Here is a 25568-nt window from a genome sequence, read left to right on the forward strand (position 1 = left end):
AAGCAAAACACCCGTTTGGTTAAGAACGAAACCTCCTATTTATATAGAAATTTCGGAAGTAATCCAACCTTTTATAAAATCTTCTAACGAAGAAGCAATCCAAGTTCGGCTATCATCCTCATGATTCCATACATATATGTCCTCTTTTTGAATACTCCCATTTAATATGGCAAAACCGAACAAATCCCCATTTCCCCCATCAGAAAAAAACATTAAATTATCAAATGGCATATAAATATCTTTATAATCATCAAAATTTCTAAAAAACAAGTTGTCTTCTATTATTTTTCCAGTTGACCAAATCAAAGGACAATCAAATTTATCAAATACTCCATTTGTTTCATTTAATAGGTTTAATAATTTTTTTGGTAATTCAATATTTAATTCTTTTTTAATAAGAGTTATTTCAGAATTGGTTGCTGGGGCTTTGAAATGATATTCTTTCGATATTTTCTCAATGTAATTCTTCCACATAATTTAATCCCTGCCCCCTTTAAAGTTTTCTAACATTCAATAATTCACCACTGTTCATATGTTATCCTTGTTGAACTATCGTGCCGCGTTAGTTGAACAACGGGCATATCAGTTCATGATACAGTATAACTTATTTACAAATATTGGTGTAGGGAAGTGAGTAAGCCGAGCCAGTTTGTTTACCTGTTATTTCAACGAGACGAGCAGGTTTAAGTGTCTTAGAATCATTTATGATGAACTACACGTAGAACCTGTACAGATTGCTCTTATCGAATGAGATGTCATAGAGTAGCGTTAAATAGTTTAAGTGGGTGAGATTTCAAAGATTCGATACTCGAAATATTATTTGATCTGGTTATTAATCGTATTTTTGAGAGTTATAATGGCTCTCTTTTTTACTGTCCTAGGCGGGCCCAATTCCCACCATATCCATAAAAACATTCGTGAAATTGAATGTAATTTATGGGATTTAAAGCAATAATTACTGAAGGGAATTCAGTGATTGTTGTTTTTTTGTTTTCATTATGTACCTACACTGTCCATATGATCCAAAATCTCTGACTAGCGCCCAAACGATTTTAATAGTAAACCACAAAAAGTATTCTAATATAATGCACAATTCTAAAAAGGATGTGTTAAAATAAAGTTTCAGTCTACTTCAAGGTGAAATAAGTACATTTTGCCTCAACGTGGAGAAGTGATTGTGCATTTTTTATAATACGAGTTTAAAGAAAAATCTGGAGGATAGTATAATGAAAAATTTATTTGTTAAATGGAATCAAATAAGTCTAGTAAAAAGGATAGTTATTGGTATTATTGCCGGTCTTATTTTAGCTTTAATCGTTCCTACTGCAGCAAGTTGGGTATCCATTTTCGGTTCTTTATTTGTCGGTGCATTAAAGGCAGTGGCACCAGTCTTAGTATTATTCTTAGTGATGCACGCAATTTCCGTGCATAAAAGCGGTACGAAAACGAATATGAAAGCGATTCTTGGGCTTTATGCGATTGGTACACTCCTAGCAGGGGCTGTCGCTGTCGCTGTGAGTTTTATGTTCCCGGTTACACTAACATTGACAACAGGAGCAGAAGGGCTTTCTCCACCAGAAGGTATTGTTGAAGTTCTTGAAACATTACTCTTTAACATAGTTGCGAATCCAGTTAATGCATTACTCAATGCTAACTATTTAGGTATTTTAATGTGGGCAGTTGTTCTTGGACTTGCATTGAAAAATGCCAATCAAAATACAAAAGACGTGTTAGGTAGTTTTTCAGATGCAATTACTAAAGTCGTGCAATGGGTGATCAATTTAGCACCGCTTGGTATTATGGGGCTTGTTTTTGATGCTATTGTAACAACTGGCTTTTCTGCTTTACTTGTATACGGTAAATTAGTTTTAATTTTAGTTGGATGTATGTTGTTTATCGCACTTGTAGTGAATCCGTTAATCGTATATGTCTATATACGCAGAAATCCTTATCCAATTGTTTTCAAGGTTTTAAAAGACAGTGGTATCACGGCATTCTTTACACGCAGTTCAGCTGCAAATATTCCTGTAAATATGAAGTTATGTGAAGAACTTGGCTTAGATGAGGATACTTATGCAGTATCAATTCCTCTAGGTGCTACTATTAATATGGCAGGTGCAGCCGTTACAATTGCTGTACTAACTCTCGCAACAGTCCATACGCTTGGGATTGAAGTTGATTTTGTGACTGCACTTCTTCTTACTGTTGTTGCGGCTGTGTCTGCAGCAGGTGCATCAGGTGTTGCAGGCGGATCACTTTTGCTTATCCCGCTAGCGTGTAGTTTATTTGGAGTTCCAAATGATATTGCTATGCAAGTGGTTGGCGTAGGCTTTATCATCGGTGTTGTTCAAGATTCTTGTGAAACTGCACTGAATTCATCTTCTGACGTACTGTTCACAGCTACAGCTGAATATGCTAAGGAACGTAAAGAGGGTAAAGTAGTTACTGTGAAGTCTTAAGAATTACGATGAAAAATTAAAAGCCACGATTACCGAAGATGATTCGGCGATCGTGGCTTTTGGTTGTGCAGAAATCATTTTTTTACTCATTCAGGTCAATTTGAAACTACAATAAGCAGCCTAAAGGAAAAAAACAGCTATAATGAGTATAGAGCTAGTTGAATTGCGATTTAGGGAGTGTTCCATACATGCAAAGTTTCGTTGTGATGCAAGGTCAGACATATCAAGAAGAAAAAGAATTAGGAATCATTTGGTCACTGCAACAAGACAGTAGTGGGAAAGAACGTCATTCACGGCTACGAATGATAGAGGTAAATGAAGGGGATCGCATATTTCATTATGTAAAAGGAAATATTGTGGCGATTAGTGTTGCTAAAACAGGATGCTTGATAGCGAGTAATCCGTCAACTATGCAAAATCAAGAACGTTTGATTGATGATGGGTATTTAGTGGAATTGGACTATCATGAACTTGAAGTACCTGTGAATGTACTCTCGAAATTTGATGACATTTTGCCGCTTCTGCCAATTAAGTATTCACCTTTTCAAACAGATGCAAATGGTAATCAAGGGTATTTATATCCTTGCAATGAGGAATTAGCAATAAAGTTAATAGAATTAATTGGCGACCTTAATATTTATCAAGTAGATGAAGAGCAGCTCGAATTAGCAATTGGTACGGTGCTTCAAACAGAACGTAACACATTCATTCCCATGATTGCTGAAACAGAATCGGAATTGAAAACAAAGATTCGTTTAGGGCAACAAAAGTTTAGGGAAGGTTTACTACCACTCTGGGATCACAAATGTGTTCTTTGTGAGATTGAGTTACCTGCACTGCTTCGCGCAAGCTACTCTAAGCCATGGAAAGACGGTACGAGTTTTGAAAGAGTGGATCCTTATAATGGTGTCCTTCTATGTTGTAATCATGATGCGCTCTATGAGAATGGATTTATCGCATTCGATGGACAAGGTAGATTGCATATTTCATCACAGATTTCGGAAGAGGATTATGAAAAGTACAGTATGCATTCAAAAATGAAAATCGCCCGAACTGAGGAGAACAAGCCTTATTTCAAGTGGCATAAAAAAAATCTATTTAAAAAATAAGATAGTGTAGAAGCTATGGCTGTCACTTTTGGCGTCATTTTGCACATCCAACTTTAAAACCCAGCAAAAATCTCATGTGAAGTTTGCTGGGTTTTGTATATATTTACATCCAATTATTAAAGAACTATTCGGATCTGGCTAGTAAAAAGGCGCATGTACATTGTTCGACAATCGCGTCCGTTAAGGGCAGACTGTTTACTTTAACCAATAAGAAAAAAAATAACGTTCATTCTTATTTATTTGCGTTCTTTACGATTTTTAAAGTCCTTAGATATCCGAGAAACAATAAAAGAACAAGTATATACATAAGTACACCACAAATCGAATAGATAGCTGTTAATTTGGTCGTTATTGGAAAAAACACCAAAAGCATTATAATGCCATTCTATGTTAGCGTATCCTAACCAAATGCAGCTCTTTGTTCTTCTGGAACTAACGCGGCAGGTGAGTTCAATAAGGAATCGTTATAGCGAAATTTTTTATATAAATTTTATTGAAAAGTAAATAACTGCCTAATTGTCAATTCTAGAAAACAACTGATAGAATAAATTAATTTGTGTATGTGGCGATGATTCGCCCGACATCTCAAGTTTTAGAGGGAGACGTTTCGATGGAATTTAAAGGACCTAGCGTCTATGATCAAACCGATTTTTTGAAAAATTATATGATTAGAAGAAAGAGAAACGATAGTCCAAATAATGCAATTGAAGGACCAATTATCTATGAGTTAATTGGGAGTTTTCAAGATAGTAGCGTCTTAGATTTAGGGTGTGGTGATGCATCGTTTGGAAAAGAACTCTTACATTTAGGAGCAAAAAACTACACAGGAGTAGAAGGTTCGAAACAAATGGTGGAAGTGGCACGCTCTAACATACTTCAACAAAACGGGACAATACACTTTGAAACAATGGAATCTTATGATTATCCAAAAGAAGTATTTGATCTTGTGACATCTCGATTTGCAATCCATTATGTTTCAGACATTAATCGCCTGTTTAGAGATGTTCATAAAACACTTAAAGAAAACGGGAGATTTGTTTTTAGTATCCAGCATCCACTTACAACTTCGTCTTTTGCTAGTAAGCAATCTGGAGATAAACGCGGTAATTGGATTGTCGATGACTACTTCCAGGAGGGGGAAAGAAAAGAGCCTTGGATTGACCAAATAGTGGTTAAGTATCATCGAACAATCGAAAATTATTTTATAGCACTTAAACAAGCTGGTTTTTCAGTTCTAGATTTACGCGAGGGTACACCAAAGCGTGAACATTTTAGTAGTGAAGATGAATTTGTTAGAAGACAACGAATTCCTATTGTACTGGCTTTTTCTTGTGTGAAGTAAAATAGATAACCTAATACTGAATGTTGAACTAACAGGTGCTTTACTTCATTAATGAGTAAAGCTTTTTTTTATTCAACTAACTGGGCAGGTTAGTTGAACAAGAATAAAAAGAAAACCTACTTATAGTTTTTAAAAAGATTATTCATTTAATACGAATTTTGATTATATAAATAAAGATTTATTATTTTTTAAAAATGATTAAAGTTATCTCCCCTCTAAAGGATGGCTTAGAGGGGAGATAAACTTTAATTGAATATTTATGTTAACATAATTATGAAGATTGAGAATAAATATTCGGTCATATTAATAAGGTCCGTGATTGTATAGTAATTATTTAAAATTACTCAATGAATATTATATCTTTAGGAGGTCAATATGGAATGGAAAGGAATACTTATAGAACAAGTCAATTATTTGAAATTCTAGGTGTATCAAGAGATGCACTTAGGTATTACGAGAAACAAGGAATTGTAAAACCAAACCATGATGAATCAAATAATTATCGACAGTATAATGATTATGATATATATACATTATTGGTAGCGGATTTTTATATAAAGAGAAACTTATCGATGAAAGAAGTTAGAAAACTACAAGAAGGAAGAGCAATAGAAGAACTGGAAACTTTATTAGAAGTAAAAGCCGAACAATTAGAAGAAACCATACGAAATAAAAAATTCATGCTTCAAAAAATAAAAGAAACAAAAGTATTCTGTGAGGAATTAAAAGAACACTTAAACCAATACTCCATAAGGAAATTCCCAACCTATGAAGTAATTGATGAGTTTTCTGACTTTTATTCCTTTCTGGAGTATCCTGCTTTATTGCAAAATATGGATATGATGAAGGATGATATTCTTAGCAAAATCATGAGGAAATTTACTTTTGATGAAAACGGGTTTCTAGATTCCAAGATGTATATTGTTGAAAAGCATGAAACGATACATAAGGAAAATATCGGATGTTATTTACAATATTCTAAATGCATCTATACAATTGTTGAGGATGGCAGGTATCAAAATGGAAATAGTGATATTAAATATAAAGTTTTTGAATCTACTGTGGAATGGGGAAACGAACAAGGACTTAAACCAAAAGGGGTTGCTTTTGTTAATACTCGTCTTATTACATATCTTGATAACAAAGAACGAGCCTTCTTAGAAATATATGTTCCTGTTGAAGAAGAGTAAAATACTTTTTATTGATATTGACCTGGGGGTAACACCATAGTTTATCTTTATAACCAATGGAACAAGTGCAAACTGTTCTATTGGTTATTTATATATATAGGAGGGTGTTTGGTTTGAGTGGAATGGTAAAAAAGTATATTATATGGACCTATGTCATGTTCTTTGTATTTCTTCTTGTCATAGGGCTGACGATGTTTTTTTTAAAGTCTCAGCCCGTAGTAGATATATTACTCGTGCTATCATCATGGACGTCTACATTTGTCTTCGTAACAATGTTCCGTAAAATCTATCCCCAATGGAACCTATGGAACTTTATAAAAAGCCAATTTAGGGAAAGAATCAGAATATCGACTGTATTGTGTGTCGTTCTTATTCAATTTTTGCTTTTAATTGGTAGTTTATTAATGACAAACAAAGTATGGAATGTGCCCGTATATGAACAATTTACTGCTTCATGGACTTCACTTCTTATCTTATTTGGCTACAATTTAATTCTTGGACCACTCGGGGAAGAATTAGGGTGGAGGGGATTTGTATTAAATGATTTGCAAAAAAGATTCAGTCCATTAAAATCAGCCATTATCGTTGGATTGGCTTGGGGCTTCTGGCATACACCGTTATGGCTTATGTCAGGATACTCAGGATTACAATTGGTGCAATATATCATTTGTTTCTTGTGTGGCATTGTTGCTGTATCAATCATCATAACTGCATTTTATAACTTGAATCATAATCTCATTATTCCTATTGTGATTCACCAACTTTTCAATTATTTTTTGGTCATTCAAGTTGGAAACGTACTTAATACTCTTACAGTTACCTCTGTAATATATTTATTAGTGGCTATAGTTTTAGTTTTAGTTAATTATAAAAAGTGCTTATTGAGGTAATTAAATGGAGCATCTGGTTTGTGCAAAGTTTGTATCGAAAAAATAGTACACTAAAAATAAAGTAAGTTTTTTTATGTAGACCTTCTTCAACTAACAGGGGCTTTAGTTGAAGAAGGGACTGCCTCTACATAGTAGTTTTTTCTAAAGTATTTAATATTACTTCACTAAAATATTTCCAACATATTTAGCCGTTCCAAAATCAGCAGTAAGATTTACCTCAATTAAATGGTCACCTTTTTCATTTGGGTAATTAAAAGTTTGACCATTAAACATTAATAGTTCTTCTTCACCAGCCTTAACTGCTACTTGTAGTTCTTTTGCTAATTCTAAACTGTCTGCTGTTTTTATCGTACTTCTTTTACCTAGCTTATATCGATTTGTAAATAGTCTCTTTTATTAAGAAAGGGGGACTTTTTAAATTATTGGAGGTGTCATAAATAGACCGATAAAAGGTCAGGAACGGTTTTGGGGGGAGATAGATTTCAACCTATAGAGATATTAATGTTTATTAAATTGACAAATTGGTTTTTGTCGATGTATAATGTGAACATGGATAAGATAAATATTTTTAAATCACTTTCAAATGATGCTCGGCTGCAAATCCTAGAATGGCTTAAAGATCCTTCGGATCATTTTGAACCACAGGATGGGATTGATTTAGTTGAAGTTGGTGTTTGCGTTAGTCAAATAACAAATAAGTTAAACATGACTCAATCTACTGCTTCCCAATACTTGTCAACCTTACAAAAAGTGGGTTTAATTGAGGCCACAAGGTTAGGTAAATGGACTTATTACAAAAGGGATGAGGAAGCCATAAGAAACCTTGGTATATTCATTCAAACAGAACTATAACAATAACCAAATTCCGTTATGAATTTGGTTATTGTTATCACTTACACATCGACAATTTGGGATATGTATTTCTGTGTTGCGAGTCGTTTAGACTAATAAGTGGTTATAAATAATATTCTTATTGCAAATATATATTTAAGGAAAGAGGAAAAGATGAATATGAAAGCATGGAAAAAGCAAGGCGTAGGATTGGAAAACTTAAAATTAGTAGATGTGGATATTCCGAAACCAGGTCCTAAACAACTGTTGGTACGTGTGAAGGCTGTATCCCTCAATTTCCGGGATAAATCAATTATGGATGGTGATTATTTACCAGACTTAATGAGTAAACCTTTCACACCCGTATCGGATGCAGCTGGAGTTGTAATCGGTGTGGGTTCAGAGGTAACAAAATTTAATGAAGGTGACCGGGTGGTTTCCCATCTTTACACAAAATGGACTGATGGAGCACCAACCGAGGACTATGGCCCAACTGCAGTGGGTGGACCTAATGATGGTGGTCTTGCGGAATATATGCTCCTAGACGAAGACGCAGCGGTAATGACACCTTCTAATATGACAGATGAAGAAGCGTCTACACTTCCGATTGCAGCCTTAACAGTTTGGTTTTCTTTAGTTGAATATGGAAAAATAAAAGCCGGCGATACAGTACTTATTCTTGGTACGGGGGGAGTATCAATCTATGCGATTCAAATCGCTTCTGCACTAGGGGCAAGAGTTATTGTCACAACTAGCAGTGACGAAAAGGGCGAACGAGTAAGGGCTCTAGGAGCAAAAGAAGTTATAAACTATGTGAAAACACCGGATTGGGAAAAAGAAGTATTAAAGCTCACGGATGGTAAGGGAGCTCAGCATATTTTAGAAGTTGTTGGTGGAGATAGTATTAACCGTTCCATTGATGCTCTTGCACAACAAGGAAATATCTATGTCATTGGGTTCCTGAAGAGTATGATGGCAGAAGTAAATTTGTTTTCATTGTTGTCCAAACAAGCGCGTATACAAGGTATCTTTGTGGGGCATCGGAAAGCTTTCGATGAAATGAACAAAGCATTTAATGAACTGAACATTAAACCCGTGATTGACACAGTTTATCCCTTTTCTGATGCAATCCAAGCCTATGAGCATCTGGGTCGTGGAGCATTCGGTAAAATCGTAATCAAAGTATCTGAATGAGGAAGCATATATTCAAACTTTATATTGGTTTATAGCCCGACTATTTATCTTATTTTATTTCAATCAAAAAGTAACAACGCTAAATAAATATAAAAGTCCTTGGAGCATAGTATCCTCGGGCTTTTGTTATTTATCTGAAAAAATAGTTATGACAAATTATATGGAGGTTTTTATATGGGAATGAATTATTGCTCGAACTGTGGAGAAGTGTTAGAAATACGTGTCATTAATGATGAAGAGTATAAAGCATGTTCAAGCTGTTCATTTATTCATTGGGGAAATTACAGTGTAAGTGTTGGAGCTTTAGTCATAAAAGATGAAAAAATGTTACTCGTTCGCCGTAAAGATAATCCTGGGAAAGGGAAATGGACAAACCCCGGTGGTTATATTGGTCAAACAGAACTTATTGAACAAAGTGTCATACGTGAAGTATTAGAAGAAACAGGTGTAACTACAAAAGTGAAATCGATCGTAATGTTGGGGGATTATCCAGGTCGAGTACATAATATTTATATTGGATTTTTGATGGAATATTTAGAAGGGCAGCCACAACCAGATGAAGTTGAAGTAGATGGTGCAGGCTTTTTCTCATTGGAGGAAATGGAATCAATGAATGTTGCTGATATGACTCGTGGACTGGTACGAATCGCTTTTGATCATCAAACGATTGGATTAAAATTGAACCCCTTACCAAAAACAGAATTTAATGGCTACACGTTTTTTAATGTATAACACTAATTATAGGAAGGATTCGGATTCCGAACGATTTATTGAAATAAAACATCGGTATAAGTGTATTTAAAAAAACTTGCGAATCTAACACAATAGAACTATGTTAGATTCATAAAGACTGCCTCAGCTCTTGCTACATAGGGGATGAAGCTGTTTTTTAGCCATCCATTTTTTTCGGTGCTCATTTGAATCTAACTTAACGCATTTTAGAATTAACTTAAGTTAGATTGGGGGGGCGTTAAAATGCGTGAGGTGAGGCATTAAAATGAAGGTTGCTCATTTTATAGCTATGTTGTGCCACAATTGCGCCTGATAGCTTAACAAGTTATACATTTCCAATAATTTTTCATCTCTGGAAGATCATACATTCGTTTGTTCTAATTTGTTGTAAATGTTTCTTGCCTTATGAGGTATCCTCCCTGTTCCAGTTTCCGTCTTACTTCCTGATGCAATATCTTTTTAAATTATTTCTCCTTCTTCCTGTTCAATTTTATGAGATTTACTTCGAGAACATTATTAAGTTCATCAGGACCATACGCTGTTACAATTACTCTTTCCTCTACTAGTTCAGCGCGGTGATCTGTCAAGTAGTCTCTTAATAGTTTCGTAGCTGGTTCCGCATCCATATATTCTTTTTCTATTTCCGTTATTTCATTGCAAGCTGTAAGCAATAGTAAAAGCAGGTTTACAAACAACGATTTAGAATAGATTGAGTTCATCTATCTTACCCCTCCTGAATACCGAATACTAAATCAAATAGCCCGATTATTGAATTGTCAAAGTTCGTCTTGTCTACGTAATTATATCGAATTTTTTACAAAATTTGTTCGATATTGGCAAGGCTGGTACATTAACTATAATAGGATTTATTTTCCGGAAATACTGCCCGTATTGGGTGCGACAGTCTGTGATGCCACAGTGGTCGTTGGAGTATAACTAACGGATAGGGTTCTATGGCACCATAGTTCATCGACCTTCTTCGCAAGCCGTAGTATCCAATAACAGTTCTGCACATATTTTCAACTTCTGTGGTGTAGCGCTGATTTTGCGCTACATGTATGGCGGTTAGTTGAAGAAAAGTGTCAAATGACCGGGGGTTCTCAAGGATGAACAAATTAGGAAAAGTGCTTCAATGGTTAGGTTTTATTCTTATTGCTTTAGGACCGTTTTTTGACTTAGAAGATACGTATGCAAACTACCTTCCTATACTTATGATAAGTGGTTCAACTCTTGCTCTGTTAGGGAGTCTGCTGAGTAAGCCAAAGAAGTTAGAGATTTTGGCAATTTGTTTAGGCATTTTGTCTTTAATAGCTTATTTTTATTTAGATCAACGGTTGATATACAAAATTTTAATCATAACAATTCTTGTGTTAGTTGTAGTACATGGCATTTTGGATAAGAAAAATCATCATTTAAAATGAATAACCTGGGAACTCAGTATTATAAAAGTCTGAATTACCGGTCTTATCGAAGTGGCGGGGAAGACTAAAGGGGTAGTTCAGTTGAAGAAGGCTTATTGAAATGATCAAATTTTTTATGAAAAAGGTGAACCGGAATTTCCTATCTCTATATAGAAGGGATTTCGGTTTTACCTGTAGATCAGGTACCTGTTAAGTAATAATAATGTTATTCCATTGAAGGGCCATTATATGTAGTAGGATTTTTGATCGTATAATGCTCTTTTAGTTTAAAAAATAATTGTAGAATTAGAGAGGATGGTATTATTGGAAGTCCGACAAATGGCTACTGCATTCTTAATTCATCAAGGAAGTGTACTAATGATGAAAAAGAAAAAAAGTAAAATCTTTAATTTTGAATTTTGGGGTGGAATTGGAGGTCATATGGAATCCGATGAACTTAATTCTCCAATGACGGCAAGTTACAGGGAAATTGAAGAAGAGACAGGATTTAAAAAGGATGACATCAAAAATTTCAGGCTTGAATACATACTGCTTGAGAAAAATAGCGGGGAAATACGTCAGCAATATGTCTACTTTGGAGAAACAAAGCATATGAACTTTATTCCTTCAGACGAAGGGGAATTATTTTGGGTTTCTAAGAATGAATTATCAGGTTTATACACCTCAAAAGTTATCAGTTCAACTATTGAACACTATTTGAATAACATAACTAATACCGATGATATATTTGTTGGAACGATGATGACTAGCAATGAATTTAATCCCGAAATTCAATGGTCAACTATCAAAGAGACCGTTGATTTTTAATTTTTTTATCCTAACTAGTTATACAGAAACTTGTTTTTTTCAACTACTGAAGTCTTATTTTCAATAGTTCAACATAAAGGATCTCCCGTAAAAGGGAGTTTTTTTAATGGAAGAAAGAAGGGCCTGGATTTTCATTATCAGGCCATTTTATTGAAAATCAAAAGAAATTAAAAGGATGATAATTATGAAAGAGGTTCATTCGGAAAGCATTCACTTACAAGAGAGCTGTCATCTTATTAAGCAAACGGGTGCGTTAGCGGAGCGAGTCTATAACTGCTCATGCGGTTCTGTGCTTAATAGAGACTATAACTCTACCTAATAAATTTTTGATTTAGTTAGTTAGTCAGATTAACTAGTTCAATAATTTTTAAAGACATATGCTATCCAGACAGGTTGATTATTATTTTTCAACTTGATCATTATTTAGAAAGGAGGTACAAAAATGAGTAATTGGAAATGTGAATATTGTCATTACAAAAGTGAAAATCTTGAAAAATTTTGCAGACGATGCGATGCTCGGTATCCATGGATAGTTAACACTGACGCTGACGCAACTGCTGATGCTGACGCAACAGCTGATGCCGACGCAACTGGTGACTCCGACGCAACAGCTGATGCCGACGCAACAGCTGATGCCGATGCAACAGCTGATGCCGATGCAACTGGTGACGCCGATGCAACTGGTGATGCCGATGCAACCGCCGATGCCGATGCAACTGGTGATGCCGATGCAACAGCTGATGCCGATGCAACTGGTGACGCCGACGCAACCGCTGATGCCGACGCAACTGGTGATGCTGACGCAACCGCTGATGCCGATGCAACTGGTGATGCCGATGCAACAGCTGATGCCGATGCAACAGCTGATGCCGACGCAACCGCCGATGCCGATGCAACTGGTGACGCCGACGCAACCGCTGATGCCGACGCAACTGGTGATGCTGACGCAACCGCTGATGCCGACGCAACTGGTGACGCCGATGCAACCGCCGATGCCGATGCAACTGGTGACGCCGACGCAACTGGTGACGCCGACGCAACTGGTGACGCCGACGCAACTGGTGACGCCGACGCAACTGGTGACGCCGACGCAACTGGTGACGCCGACGCAACTGGTGACGCCGACGCAACTGGTGACGCCGACGCAACTGGTGACGCCGACGCAACTGGTGACGCCGACGCAACTGGTGACGCCGACGCAACTGGTGACGCCGACGCAACTGGTGACGCCGACGCAACTGGTGACGCCGACGCAACTGGTGACGCCGACGCAACTGGTGACGCCGACGCAACTGCCGATGCCGACGCAACTGCCGACGCCGATGCAACTGCCGACGCCGATGCAACTGCCGACGCCGACGCAACTGGTGACGCCGACGCAACTGGTGACGCCGACGCAACTGGTGACGCCGATGCAACTGGAGATGCCGATGCAACTGGAGATGCCGACGCAACTGGTGACGCCGACGCAACTGCCGACGCTGACGCAACTGCCGACGCCGATGCAACTGCCGACGCCGATGCAACTGGTGACGCCGATGCAACTGGTGACGCCGATGCAACTGGTGACGCCGATGCAACTTCTGATGCCGACGCAACTGGAGATGCTGATGCAACTGGAGATGCTGACGCAACTGGAGATGCTGACGCAACTGGAGATGCTGATGCAACCGCCGATTCCGATGCAACTGGTGACGCCGACGCAACTGGTGACGCTGACGCAACTGGTGACGCCGATGCAACTGCTGATGCTGATGCAACCGCCGATTCCGACGCAACTGGAGACGCTGACGCAACTGGTGACGCCGATGCAACTGCTGATGCCGACGCAACTGGTGACGCCGACGCAACTGGAGATGCCGATGCAACTGGAGATGCCGATGCAACTGGAGACGCTGACGCAACTGGTGACGCCGACGCAACTGGAGATGCTGATGCAACGGCCGATTCCGATGCAACTGGAGACGCCGATGCAACTGGTGACGCCGATGCAACTGGTGATGCTGATGCAACTGGAGACGCCGATGCAACCGCATCTGGTGATGCAACTGCGACTGGAGACGCCGATGCGACTGGAGACGCCGATGCGACTGGAGACGCCGATGCAACTGGAGACGCTGATGCAACTGGTGATGCCGACGCAACCGCCGATTCCGATGCAACTGGTGATGCTGACTCAACTGCTACCGCAAACGCTGGAAACAATACCTTTACAAATGGAAACAATACCGTTATCAACGTAACCGATAATAGTGCTGGATTTATGGCTATGACTCTATCTAATCTTATTATGATGGAAAGCTTAATGGGTAACCAGAATTCAGACAATATAGAACCTCTAGTTTCTAAATTCAGTAATATAATGAATGAGTTATTACAAAGTGAATATAGTAATCGCAAAGCTATCCTTGACGCTATTAATTCTCTCAAAAAAGAATAGAAAAGAATCGGAGGAGGCTACATGACAAAAACAAATGTCTCACGCTGTATGATTTCTACGGAGGAAGATAGCGATAACCTATATGTAAAAGTTAAAAATAAGAACCAAGAACTTAGTCGTCAATTCACCATAAATGCATACAGTAAAAATTCACCGACAAAGGAATTATTACCTGTTTATGTCGATAATCAACCTGCACATATAGATACCCTAGATCCTGATGCAGAAAAAGTCTATAGAATAGACGTGTCAAATGTAAAGGGGCAGGTTATTTTCGAGATTATCCAAAAAATGGGCAGCTCAAGTATTAAGGTTTCCAAAAACAGCAAAAACCCCTTTTCGGTAGAATTACACATTAAATAAAAATAGCTTGGATTTTCGTGGCAACTAAATCCACCTAAATAAAATGATAGACATAATTTTGATCTGAGAATATTTTTCTTGAAATATAATTTCTTCAACTAACAAGTTACTTTAGTTAAACAATCGGCTGCCTTTACAGGGCAGCTTTTTCTTAATGAAATTAAATATTTCCTAAAACGGGCATTGCGTCTACTAGATCTGCTTGAAAAAGTTATGAATCAAACACAATATAAATATGTTAGATTTGCGAAAAGTCCCTCTTTCATTTACATAGGAAGACTTTTATCTATTGCATGTGTCATAACTTATTGAGTAATGAAGTTAAATATTTCCATGAACGGATTTTAAGTTGATCTGGATTGGAGATGTATAAGGTTTGATCTCATGGAGACAATCTTTTACCTTCTACTTCAACTAACGCAGCAAGTTAACTGAAAGGGTTAACTATATTAAGATAATTAAGGGGTGCGAAGGAAATGACAAAAGAAAATATTAATGTTGATTTCACTATGAACACATTTGATACAAGTAAAATGGACATGTGGACTAAAGAACAGTGGAAGGAATGGGTTGGGGATCCAGAGGATAATATAGGAATTCAACTATTGTTGATTAATGATACTAAGTTTTATTTGAAAGTAATGGGGATTTATTATAACGAAGAAACAGGAGACATGTTTTTTGGTTTTGATACACAAAATAAACTTGATCGAGACATAAATATTCAATTCGGCAAATGGGAAATAGATGAAAGTATTAATGATTTATCCCATGAAAAGCCCCAGTATATGGAGAAATACTCTGAAATAAGAGGTTTTCAAAGGTTTGTGAAGCGTACATATTTGGAAAGTTGGGATACGATAACAATAGAAATAAGTATTCTCGACGCAGAAACAAACTTAAGTATTAGAGAATTTAAATTTAAAATAGAAAAGCATTTAATCCAGGTTTTTTAGTAAAGTATCGTAGGATTGCCATGGGTAATTCTAATTGATTTTTCATACAACGCGGCAGTATATAGGAGGAAGTGAATGACAATATCTATTCACGATGGTGTGTTAATTGGGTACTCAGTAAATTTTCTTGAAAATGAATTGCTATTAGATATCGAAACGGTGGCAGATGAAATTGTAACAGTTACATTCGAGGATTACTTAGCACATTATTTCGATCATGTAATGGCGGGAAGTATTTTATTTGATATTGAAGAAGTAGATTTGAATACATTTTTCGTAGGGAACAGAGAACAATTTAAGTCCCATAAATTATATGCTTGGCCGATTTGCTACGATGATACGAATGAACTCGAAAAATACTTACAAAAGAATAATTATAAATGCTATGTGATTAGTGCGTCACTAGGATTAAGTGGTTATGTATTTGCAAAAACGCTTAAAAGTAAAAGGAAATGATAAGTTGGAGGAGAAAAAAGTTTGTGAAGTATTCTACTAAACTCCCATGAAAATAAAAAAACAGCCCCATTCTTCAGAGAATATAGGCAAGGCTGGTGCAATAAGCAAGGGAGGATTAATCGCCCGTAAGCGCTACTCGTATTGGGTGCGACAGTCTGTGATGCATCATGGTCGTTGGAGTTAGCCTAACAGGTAGGGTTGTTTAATAAGAATGAAAAGTTAAGGTGCATTGTAAAGTGAAGTGAGGCTGATGAATAAAAATGAAAGAATGTTGTTTTAAAATTAATTTATCTTTAGAAGAAGCTAAAAAAAAATATTGTAGTTGGATGAATGAAGAGATTGAATTTGAGTTGGATGAGTACGGGGATTGTGTTGATAAATCAGTACACATTTCTGAAACTGAGGATGGATGGACATATTTTGTGGACTTTGAAGGAGGAGCATTCTTTGGTTTATCGAATCAGGCATGGACGAAACTGGCAAATGGTAGATCTGTTATCTATGCTTACTATGATGAAGATTTAAATGCAGAACTTATAGTAATAAAAAATGGTACGTTAATAAGAGAGTTTTCACTTTATGAAGATGAACCAGATGCTAATGTGAATTTGGGAGCATTTGAATATGAAGAACATTCACCAATAGTAGATTGGAAAGATGTAGTTACTTTTCTTGAAAAAGAATTCACACTTAATTAATAGGTGCTTATTGTAACTAACGGGGTAGGTTCGTTCAACATGGTTTAATCTATTTTTTGTTGAATTTGACAAAAGAAAGGAGGACACAAAGTTGGATATTAGATATCAAAAATTAATCTCATGGGTTGAAGATATAAAGGAGCTAAATCACTGCTCCGCATCGGCATTGCTTATACTTAAGGATGATGAAATGGTACTAGAGCATTACAGTGGAAGCCACTCTAATAGAGAAGGTTCATTGCCTATAACGCAATTTTCACAGTTTAATGTTGCATCGGCGAGAAAAAGTTATTTAGGGCTAGCTGTTGCATATGCAATCCATGAAGGTAAAATTAAAAGTCTTGATGATTATGCAGTAAATTACTTTGAAGAATTTGATAAAGAATTACTTGGTAGAACAACCATTAGAAATTTAATTACGCATTCTCATGGTTTAAATGAGGACGAGTATGGAATGGTTTATAGAGAGTTTGACCCAGGTCAAGGGTGGGCGTATAGAGGGATTAATGTATTAATGATGACACAATTAATTAAACAACTATACAACCAAAGTGTTTCTGAATTGTTACACGAAAGAATCTTTTTACCTTTAGGTTATAAGGAAACAGCTTGGCAAACAAAAGAAAATGAAAATTTAGTTAAAGTTATTGTTAATCCTAACGAAGAGGCAACATCTAAACTGGGCAGTTCAAATGATGGAACTGAGTCTAACCTTTATGTCTCTGCTCGAGAATTTGCACATTGGGGCAATCTTCATTTAAGAAAAGGAAATATAAATGGAGAACAAGTTGTTCCAAAAGAAGTAATTGAAATTGCAACACAAGTTCAAAGCCCTACATATAAAAATGAAGAAACTCCATTGAATGGTGCGTTTTGGTTTGTTCAAGGAACTCCGTCATTAAAAAGCGAGATTGGAGACCGAGTGCCTAAAGGTGCTTTTCAAATAATAGGGGTAACAGGTCCAACTTTATTAGTAATACCTGAATATAATGTTGTTGTTGCAAAGATGTATAACAAAAGATATAACTATGAAGGAATTGACGGGAAAAATTATCTCTATTATTTAAGAGAATTTAGTAATTTAGTAGCTGATATATTTTCTGAATAATTTCTCATTTAACTAACAGGTGCTTAAGTGAAGAGTCGGCTATCTTTCATCCATATTGCCTAAAATTATAACAACAGATGAAATAGAGTACTTAGTAAATAACCCGTAAAAATATAGGTGATAAAAGATCTTGGAGGTACCAGCTTTAGATTATGCAGGATGAATTCACTAATGCTTGTAGTTGCAATGAGGCCAATGGAGATCCCCATTAGAACACCTTGCTCTTTAGTAGACAGATTTACGTAATGCCCGATCCAGATGAATAGGCTAAAGCATAGCGATAAGCTGAGGAAACCTAAAAATAACTTCCATGGCTTTTTCCTTTGCGAAAGAAAAGCAGTTGTAAGTGCAAAACCTTCTGGAAGATGATGCAGAATTACAGAAGCCGTAATTGTGATGCCGACTATTGAACTCTCCATTAAGCTGCCAATGGTCATACTTAGCGGGATTGTATGGATGAGTATGGCAAGCATGAGCAAGTAAACGGAAGGACTTTGACCTGCAGATGGGTGGAATAAATTGCGAAGCACTAGAAAAAATAGGTATCCAATGAATACCCCCAGTATGATACCGAAAGACTTATACATCTTCAATGCGCTTGGAATGATATCAAGTGCCAGTAATCCTACTAAAAATCCACCGCATAGGAGTGATAATCCTGCAGTTGAATTGTGGAATAGTTTAGATACTAGCCAAGCAATTCCACCTCCGAAGCTTACACTTAAAAAAAGAAAACTGCCAAGTAATATTGCACTCACTTTCATCACCTACCCATTATAATTCGTAAAACCTCTCTACGAAATATATGCAGATTGCTCGCATCTATGAAGTACAACTTTCAAAGCAATAATGTGGGAGAGGCGTTTAAATAAGTTGGAGAACATAAAAAGAAAAGCCAAGGTTGAGCACACGGCTCAGTCTTGGCTTTTCAAATTACTATTTCCTCTTCTTCGAATAAGGTCTCACCATCAGTCCCATCTCCGTTCGTTCTTTATCAAGAGCCTTATAAAACGAAATCATCATTAAAATGATGACGAAGGAGAAGGGGAATGCAGCAATAACCAATGCATTCTGCAGTGCGGTTAGCCCGTTGGCAGAGAGCAGAATGATGGAAACTGCTGCTTGTGCAACACCCCATGTCAGTTTCACAATATTTGGCGGATTAAGCGATCCGTAAGTTGACTGCATTCCGAGCACGAATGTGGCAGAATCTGCGGATGTGATGAAAAAGATGGCAATGAGGATAATTGCTAAAATCGATAGAAACATTGACATTGGCATCCCATTGAAAATGGCGAAAAGTGTCTCTTCTGTTTTCAATCCAGATAAGTCAGTTCCTTTCATTTGTACATCCATTGCCGTGGCACCGAAAACGGAAAACCAGAAAAAGCTAAGCAATGTGGGGAGCATCAAGACACCAACTAAGAATTCCCGGATGGTTCTTCCACGTGATACGCGGGCAATGAAGATACCAACAAATGGGGACCATGAAATCCACCACGCCCAATAAAAAATAGTCCAACCATTAATCCACGTACGATTGGCATCATCAAGCGGTGCTGCCCGGAAACTCATACGGGGTAAGTTTTGCAAGTAAAGACCGATTGTATCGGTAAATGTATTGAAGATTAACATAGTAGGTCCAAGTATGATAACAAGTATCAGTAAGATGACCGCAAGTACCATATTGATATTAGATAAATATTTAATTCCTTTACCTATACCTGACCAAGCAGAAGCAACAAATAAAATTGTTACGATAATGATGATGATAATTTGAACGGTAAAATTGATGGGGATATCGAATACATAAGATAATCCGCCGTTGATTTGAATAGCTCCAAACCCTAGAGTCGTTGCAACCCCTACTACCGTCGCGAAGATAGCGAGTAGATTGACCAATGTGCCTAAAGGACCGTTCATCCGATCTCCAAAAAGGGGCTTCAAAGTTGAGGAAATCAATCCAGGTTCCCCTTTACGGAATTGGAAATACGCAAGTGACATGGCAACTACAGCGTAAATCGCCCATGCATGAATACCCCAATGGAAAAATGTGAAGCGCATCGATTCACGAAAAGCAGCGTCGGTTCCTGGCAGTTCAGTTGCGGGGTCTATAGCAAAATGGGATAAAGGTTCGGCTGCTCCCCAAAAGACAAGTCCAATCCCCATTCCTGCTGAAAACAGCATTGCGAACCAGCTCATTCGAGAATACTCAGGCTTCTCATCAGGTTTTCCGAGCGTAATCTGCCCAATTGGACTGACGATAAAGAACAGGCAGAACAGTACAATTCCAGTGACAACGAGTAAATAATACCAGCCGAATGATGAAGTTATGAAGTTTTTCATATTCTCTGTTACGTTTTCGAAGCTTTCAGGTGCAAATGCCCCGAATAAAACTATCAAACCTATTAGACCGACCGAAATCCAAAAAACACCTGATACCTTTTTCATCAAATCACCTATTTTTCTTATAAGATAATGGTACACATCATTTAGACTAATCTTGTCCATTATTCTTCATTACCATGCACGCACCTCTAATTACATTCCCTCTCTCTGTCATTGTTAAACAGATAAGCTCAATAAAAAACGATTCCATCGGTGATGGAATCGTTTTTTTCATTAAGTGAGCATAGATAATAGAAAGTAGCTAATTAAAAACAGGAGAACTTGTCGATTCGATTAAGGTCGATCCCCATGTATTCCCATCTTCTTTGCCTATTACGCCATCTGTAACCGGCGACAGAAGTACGTCCGACAAAGACTGGGAAAAACCAAAAACCTTGTCTTCTGGATAGCCAGACATAGGTATAGCGGTAGAGACAACCACGGATTGCACCTGGATCTACTGCAAACAACTGGGTACTTGGATAAGCTGGTATGGTATTTGGTGGCGGAGATGATGGGGCTTGTTGTCCGCCCGGTTGTCCTTGGCCCGGTGGTCGTCCTGGAGGACCAAATCCAGGCGTTCCTGGTCCCGGTGGTCGTCCTGGAGGACCAAATCCAGGCATTCCTGGTCCCGGTGGCCATCCTGGAGGACCAAATCCAGGACTACCTTGGCCTGGCGGTCGTCCTGGAGGACCAAATCCAGGCATTCCTTGGCCCGGCGGCCGTCCTGGCGGAGCAAACCCCTGCATGTCGTGTCCTGAGTGGAAAGCAACCATTTCCTGTTCAGGCATCCCGTAACCTGAAATCTCTTGCCCTGGAGAAAAAGCTTGCATGTCGTAGCCCTGTGCCTCTTGCTCTGGAGAAAAAGCTTGCATGTCGTAGCCCTGTGCCTCTTGCCCTGGAGAAAAAGCTTGCATGTCGTAGCCTTGCATCTCTTGCTCAGGAGAGAAAGCTTGCATGTCGTAGCCCTGTACCTCTTGCCCTGGAGAGAAAGCTTGCATGTCATAACCTTGCATCTCTTGCCCTGGAGAGAAAGCTTGCATATCGTGTCCAGACATCCCTTGCCCAGATGAAAAACCTTGCATCCCCTGTCCGGACATTCCCATACCTGGTGACCAGCTATCATTCGCATACCCAGACGTATCTTGCGCCCGGTTTGCTTCATATCCTTCAGGTAATTTAGGGTACCATTGCTGTTCCCCTTGACCACCTGGTTGCATGTTGACCATTCGTTCACTCCTTCCAAGCGATTCTCTTTATCCTATGCGACGATGGGTGAAAGGGAATGGACTTTTTTTTTCGGAAGGTTTTTTAGTTTCGCCGGACTAATCTGACAAAGGGAATGGGGGTGGGTTTGGACTGACTTGGAATTGGTGGGAAAAGAGATTGCGGGAAATGATAATGCTTACTATAGATGTTGACCAAATGAATCCGGCGTTTGGGCTTTACAAGGGCTTTCCAGAGGTCGCTGAAAAGTTCTGATACTTGGAATGAAATAGAATTCCTACCAATACCGCTTCGCCGCTTTGTGGATGCCTCCCGCGATAAGCCAGAAAGAAGACCACTTGGAAGGGATTGAACTGCATCCTTCCTTAGTCTTATCGCTAAGGCTACCACGAAGACGCGCCTTCGCTGGATGGTCTATTTGAGAAAGCGCATTTCATTAGCTGTGATCAAATTCGCAACCTGGAGTGCGTCTTTCTTGAATATAGCAAGCAACTGCAATTTTCACTTGAACGTTGTAGGTACGCGACAAGACGACCAAGGAGGAATGAACTGCAATTCCTCCCCAATTGGTAAAACTGTCGTGATTAGTTTAGCCGAAAGCGAGCCGAAAACGTACTGGTCCAAATGAAAATTTTTGCGCCTACCTTATTAGTATCTTTTGAAAGAAAATGGTTAATCAACAGACGTGTTTTGTCGATATAGAATTGTCGCTGTTGTAGAGTATCCAACTCCTGTTGCACGGTGCGTGCTATGGATTACTCAGTTTATCAAAGCCACTCCAACTATATATCCGGTACTACCTACTTGGAATTAACTAGGTTGCATACCTCGCTAGTTTAACGAAAAAGCGGTGTTAGAAGAATATTCTATTTATTAAGTGCCGACAATATAGTAACTTCACTGCTTTATCTCACTACAATAGCACCCTATTAGCACGGACTAAATTTTCTGAATACCGAACAATAAAGCGCTTTCATCGTGTACGATACTAGTAGAATAGTAAGGAGGGGTTCATAGTGGGGAAAGCATCTGAAAAGGTTATTCGTTACCGTGGGACTGAATTGAACACGAAGGGGTGGCAGCAGGAGGCGGCGCTTCGTATGCTGATGAATAACTTAGACGCGGAAGTGGCTGAGCATCCGGATGACCTTGTTGTTTACGGTGGCATTGGAAAGGCGGCACGAAATTGGGAGTCGTTTGACGCAATTGTCCGCTCGTTGAAAGAACTTGAAAATGATGAAACATTACTTGTGCAATCGGGGAAACCAGTTGCGATATTCAAGTCACATACAGACGCACCAAAAGTATTGATTGCGAACTCGAATCTAGTCCCGGCCTATGCCAACTGGGAACATTTCCATGAGCTCGATAAAAAAGGACTTATGATGTACGGACAAATGACGGCGGGAAGCTGGATTTATATCGGTTCACAAGGAATCGTGCAAGGGACATACGAAACGTTTGCGGAACTGGCGAAACAGCATTTTGGAGAGTCGCTGAAAGGCACGATTACACTAACTGCTGGGCTCGGGGGGATGGGGGCTGCACAGCCGCTAGCGGTAACGATGGCCGGGGGAGTCTGTATCGGTATCGAAGTAGATGAAACGCGAATTGATCGCCGAATTGAAACACGCTATACCGATGTGAAAACAGATTCACTTGAAGAGGCGATCCGTCTTGCTGAAGAAGCAAAAAAAGAGGGCCGTGCACTGTCAATCGGTCTGTTAGGTAATGCGTCGGAAGTGCTTCCTGCGATGCTTGCGATTGGATTTATCCCAGATGTGTTAACTGATCAGACATCTGCACATGATCCGTTAAACGGTTATATCCCATCTGGTATGTCACTAGAGGAAGCCGCGAAACTGCGAGCGGAAAATCCGGAGGCGTATATCAAACGGTCGAAAGCATCGATGGCAAAACATGTCGAAGCAATGCTAGACATGATGGATAAAGGTGCGATTACGTTCGACTACGGTAACAACATCCGTCAGGTGGCGAAAGATGAAGGTGTAGCTCGTGCATTCGATTTCCCAGGATTTGTTCCCGCCTATATCCGTCCACAGTTTTGTGAAGGAAAAGGGCCATTCCGCTGGGTTGCTCTATCAGGAGATCCTGAAGATATTTATAAAACAGATGAAGTTATTTTACGTGAATTTAGTGATAACAAACATTTGTGCAACTGGATTCGAATGGCGCAAGATAAAATTCAGTTTCAAGGACTGCCGTCACGGATTTGCTGGCTAGGGTACGGAGAACGTGCCCGCTTTGGAAAAATCATTAATGATATGGTCGCTTCGGGCGAATTAAAAGCACCGATTGTCATTGGGCGAGATCATCTCGACTCGGGATCAGTTGCATCGCCAAACCGTGAGACGGAAGCGATGAAAGACGGTTCGGATGCAGTAGCTGACTGGCCGCTGTTGAATGCAATGATTAACGCAGTCGGCGGAGCTACTTGGGTTTCCATTCATCATGGAGGCGGCGTTGGGATGGGTTATTCGGTTCATGCAGGTATGGTTATTGTCGCGGATGGAACCAAAGAAGCAGAAGCTCGAATCGAACGTGTATTAACGACAGATCCAGGAATGGGTATAGTCCGTCATGTTGATGCGGGCTATGAACTTGCCGAAAAAACGGCGTGGGAAAAAGGGGTCAACATTCCGATGATGGCAAAAGAGGCGATTGAAGAATGACAAAAATTATATGGATTAAACATGCAGCGCAACTTGCGACGTTAGCCCAAGCTGGTACAGCCCCGCGAATAAAAGAAGCGATGAATGATTTATCAATTATAGAAGACGGCAGTATCTGGATAGAAGATGGGATCATAAGAGCAGTCGGCACGACTCAACAATTAGAAGAGCAGTTCAAAGACCGCGCCCATGAAGCGGAAATCACAGACGCAACTGGTCATCTCGTTACGCCAGGCCTCGTCGATCCGCATACACATGTCGCCTATGGTGGCAGTCGCGAACGTGAATTTGAAATGCGACTTGAAGGCGCGACCTATATGGAAATTATGAATGCAGGTGGCGGTATTCATGCGACAACAAAAATGACTCGTGAAGCAACTGAAGATGAACTTGTTGAGCAGACGAAGAAACGCCTTGATTCGTTTCTGAAACACGGCGTCACAACTGTCGAGGGGAAAAGTGGGTACGGCTTAGATTTGGCAACGGAACTAAAACAGCTCCGTGTCATGAAACGCTTGCAGCAAGAACATGCGATTGACCTTGTGCCAACGTTCATGGGTGCACATGCAGTGCCGACAGAATTCAAAGGACTGGAAGACGAGTATATAGATCTTGTCGTCAATGAAATGCTTCCTGCCGTTGCCAATGAAAAGCTAGCAGTCTTCAATGATGTATTTTGTGAAGTCGGTGTTTTCACACCTGAACAATCACAACGGATTTTAGAAGCAGGGAAAAAGTATGGTCTGATACCAAAAATCCATGCGGATGAAATTGAACCCTATGGCGGCGCGGAACTGGCGGCGAAAGTTGGAGCGATTTCAGCAGAGCATTTATTGAAAGCGTCTGATGAAGGAATTAAAGCGATGGCAGATTCCGGAACAATCGCTTGTTTATTGCCAGCAACCGCGTTATATCTTAGGGAGCAAGCAGCACAAGGGCGCAAGATGATTGACGCTGGCGTACCGGTCGCGATATCGACAGATTGTAATCCCGGATCTTCACCGACGACATCGATGCCACTTGTTATGAACTTAGCGTGTATATCGATGCGACTAACACCGGCAGAAGCGCTTACTGCCGCGACGTATAACGCGGCTTGTGCAATCCAAATGGCAGATAAAACAGGATCATTGGAAATAGGTAAACAAGGGGATGTCGTTCTATGGGACATTTCAAACTACCAAGAACTTCAATACTTGTTCGGGGTGAACCATGTTAAGTCCGTCTGGAAAAAAGGTGTAAAAGTCGTTGGATGATTAATATT

General features: G+C 39.1%; 23 protein-coding genes. 18 read left to right on the top strand and 5 right to left on the bottom strand.

Annotated elements, in window-relative coordinates:
• Positions 1 to 39 precede the first annotated feature (39 nt).
• A complete protein-coding gene (locus MKY15_RS12225; protein ID WP_338653399.1) occupies positions 40 to 474 on the bottom strand; it encodes an SMI1/KNR4 family protein in 435 nt (144 codons plus the stop codon).
• 752 nt (positions 475 to 1226) lie between these two features.
• Between MKY15_RS12225 and sstT the strand changes: the two genes are divergently transcribed.
• The 8 genes from sstT to MKY15_RS12265 all read left to right on the top strand — a co-directional run bounded on the left by sstT (position 1227) and on the right by MKY15_RS12265 (position 9747).
• Entirely contained in the window at positions 1227 to 2459 is a 1233-nt protein-coding gene (sstT, locus tag MKY15_RS12230) for a serine/threonine transporter SstT (RefSeq protein WP_187046764.1), read from the top strand.
• A 188-nt stretch (positions 2460 to 2647) separates the two neighbouring features.
• The gene (locus MKY15_RS12235) at positions 2648 to 3568 is read left to right on the top strand and encodes an HNH endonuclease (RefSeq protein ID WP_187046765.1); all 921 of its coding nucleotides are present in this window, start codon (positions 2648 to 2650) and stop codon (positions 3566 to 3568) included.
• Between the two features lie 610 nt (positions 3569 to 4178).
• Positions 4179 to 4910, top strand: a complete 732-nt coding sequence (locus tag MKY15_RS12240; protein ID WP_340741568.1) for a class I SAM-dependent methyltransferase — start codon at positions 4179 to 4181, stop codon at positions 4908 to 4910.
• 380 nt (positions 4911 to 5290) lie between these two features.
• Positions 5291 to 6100: a MerR family transcriptional regulator gene (locus MKY15_RS12245; RefSeq protein WP_187046767.1), complete on the top strand. Its 810-nt coding sequence runs from the start codon at positions 5291 to 5293 to the stop codon at positions 6098 to 6100.
• Positions 6101 to 6504: 404 nt separating this feature from the next.
• The gene (locus MKY15_RS12250; RefSeq protein ID WP_342537660.1) at positions 6505 to 6990 is read left to right on the top strand and encodes a CPBP family intramembrane glutamic endopeptidase; all 486 of its coding nucleotides are present in this window, start codon (positions 6505 to 6507) and stop codon (positions 6988 to 6990) included.
• A gap of 549 nt (positions 6991 to 7539) precedes the next feature.
• The gene (locus MKY15_RS12255; protein ID WP_342537661.1) at positions 7540 to 7842 is read left to right on the top strand and encodes a metalloregulator ArsR/SmtB family transcription factor; all 303 of its coding nucleotides are present in this window, start codon (positions 7540 to 7542) and stop codon (positions 7840 to 7842) included.
• A 159-nt stretch (positions 7843 to 8001) separates the two neighbouring features.
• On the top strand, positions 8002 to 9015 hold the full coding sequence (locus tag MKY15_RS12260; protein ID WP_187046769.1) for an NAD(P)-dependent alcohol dehydrogenase: 1014 nt from the start codon (positions 8002 to 8004) through the stop codon (positions 9013 to 9015).
• 174 nt (positions 9016 to 9189) lie between these two features.
• Positions 9190 to 9747 (top strand): NUDIX hydrolase, encoded by a 558-nt coding sequence (locus MKY15_RS12265; RefSeq protein WP_342537662.1) that lies wholly within the window; start codon positions 9190 to 9192, stop codon positions 9745 to 9747.
• 464 nt (positions 9748 to 10211) lie between these two features.
• On the opposite strand, the gene MKY15_RS12270 is transcribed toward MKY15_RS12265, so the two are convergent.
• A complete protein-coding gene (locus MKY15_RS12270) occupies positions 10212 to 10466 on the bottom strand; it encodes a hypothetical protein (RefSeq protein ID WP_340741572.1) in 255 nt (84 codons plus the stop codon).
• 387 nt (positions 10467 to 10853) lie between these two features.
• Here MKY15_RS12270 and MKY15_RS12275 point away from each other — a divergent pair, with 387 nt between their 5' ends.
• The 8 genes from MKY15_RS12275 to MKY15_RS12310 all read left to right on the top strand — a co-directional run bounded on the left by MKY15_RS12275 (position 10854) and on the right by MKY15_RS12310 (position 17996).
• Complete coding sequence (locus MKY15_RS12275) at positions 10854 to 11168, top strand: hypothetical protein (RefSeq protein WP_067206261.1); 315 nt, start codon at positions 10854 to 10856, stop codon at positions 11166 to 11168.
• 357 nt (positions 11169 to 11525) lie between these two features.
• On the top strand, positions 11526 to 11975 hold the full coding sequence (locus MKY15_RS12280) for an NUDIX hydrolase (protein WP_342537663.1): 450 nt from the start codon (positions 11526 to 11528) through the stop codon (positions 11973 to 11975).
• A gap of 560 nt (positions 11976 to 12535) precedes the next feature.
• Positions 12536 to 14218 carry a hypothetical protein gene (locus tag MKY15_RS12285; protein ID WP_342537665.1) on the top strand — a complete coding sequence of 561 codons (1683 nt, stop codon included), beginning with the start codon at positions 12536 to 12538 and terminating at the stop codon, positions 14216 to 14218.
• Between the two features lie 218 nt (positions 14219 to 14436).
• Entirely contained in the window at positions 14437 to 14778 is a 342-nt protein-coding gene (locus tag MKY15_RS12290) for a hypothetical protein (RefSeq protein ID WP_067206265.1), read from the top strand.
• A 476-nt stretch (positions 14779 to 15254) separates the two neighbouring features.
• Positions 15255 to 15734, top strand: a complete 480-nt coding sequence (locus tag MKY15_RS12295; protein WP_340765969.1) for a hypothetical protein — start codon at positions 15255 to 15257, stop codon at positions 15732 to 15734.
• A 75-nt stretch (positions 15735 to 15809) separates the two neighbouring features.
• A complete protein-coding gene (locus tag MKY15_RS12300) occupies positions 15810 to 16190 on the top strand; it encodes a hypothetical protein (RefSeq protein WP_342537666.1) in 381 nt (126 codons plus the stop codon).
• 260 nt (positions 16191 to 16450) lie between these two features.
• A complete protein-coding gene (locus MKY15_RS12305) occupies positions 16451 to 16888 on the top strand; it encodes a hypothetical protein (protein WP_067206270.1) in 438 nt (145 codons plus the stop codon).
• A gap of 91 nt (positions 16889 to 16979) precedes the next feature.
• Positions 16980 to 17996, top strand: a complete 1017-nt coding sequence (locus MKY15_RS12310) for a serine hydrolase domain-containing protein (RefSeq protein WP_342537667.1) — start codon at positions 16980 to 16982, stop codon at positions 17994 to 17996.
• Between the two features lie 65 nt (positions 17997 to 18061).
• Here MKY15_RS12310 and MKY15_RS12315 read toward each other — a convergent pair whose 3' ends face one another.
• From MKY15_RS12315 to MKY15_RS12325, 3 genes are all read right to left on the bottom strand, one after another.
• Positions 18062 to 18760: a zinc transporter family protein gene (locus tag MKY15_RS12315; protein ID WP_187046773.1), complete on the bottom strand. Its 699-nt coding sequence runs from the start codon at positions 18758 to 18760 to the stop codon at positions 18062 to 18064.
• Between the two features lie 172 nt (positions 18761 to 18932).
• Positions 18933 to 20447 (bottom strand): BCCT family transporter, encoded by a 1515-nt coding sequence (locus tag MKY15_RS12320; protein ID WP_067213849.1) that lies wholly within the window; start codon positions 20445 to 20447, stop codon positions 18933 to 18935.
• A gap of 203 nt (positions 20448 to 20650) precedes the next feature.
• Complete coding sequence (locus MKY15_RS12325; RefSeq protein WP_342537668.1) at positions 20651 to 21613, bottom strand: hypothetical protein; 963 nt, start codon at positions 21611 to 21613, stop codon at positions 20651 to 20653.
• A 1014-nt stretch (positions 21614 to 22627) separates the two neighbouring features.
• Here MKY15_RS12325 and hutU point away from each other — a divergent pair.
• Together hutU and hutI are read left to right on the top strand one after the other, a co-directional pair.
• Positions 22628 to 24304, top strand: coding sequence for a urocanate hydratase (hutU, locus tag MKY15_RS12330; RefSeq protein ID WP_338653385.1), 1677 nt, complete (start codon positions 22628 to 22630; stop codon positions 24302 to 24304).
• Complete coding sequence (gene hutI, locus MKY15_RS12335; protein ID WP_342537669.1) at positions 24301 to 25560, top strand: imidazolonepropionase; 1260 nt, start codon at positions 24301 to 24303, stop codon at positions 25558 to 25560. The genes hutU and hutI overlap by 4 nt, the downstream gene beginning before the upstream one ends.
• The last annotated feature ends 8 nt before the right edge of the window (positions 25561 to 25568 follow it).

Source organism: Sporosarcina sp. FSL K6-1540 (assembly GCF_038620285.1).
Classification (GTDB): Bacteria; Bacillota; Bacilli; order Bacillales_A; family Planococcaceae; genus Sporosarcina; species Sporosarcina psychrophila.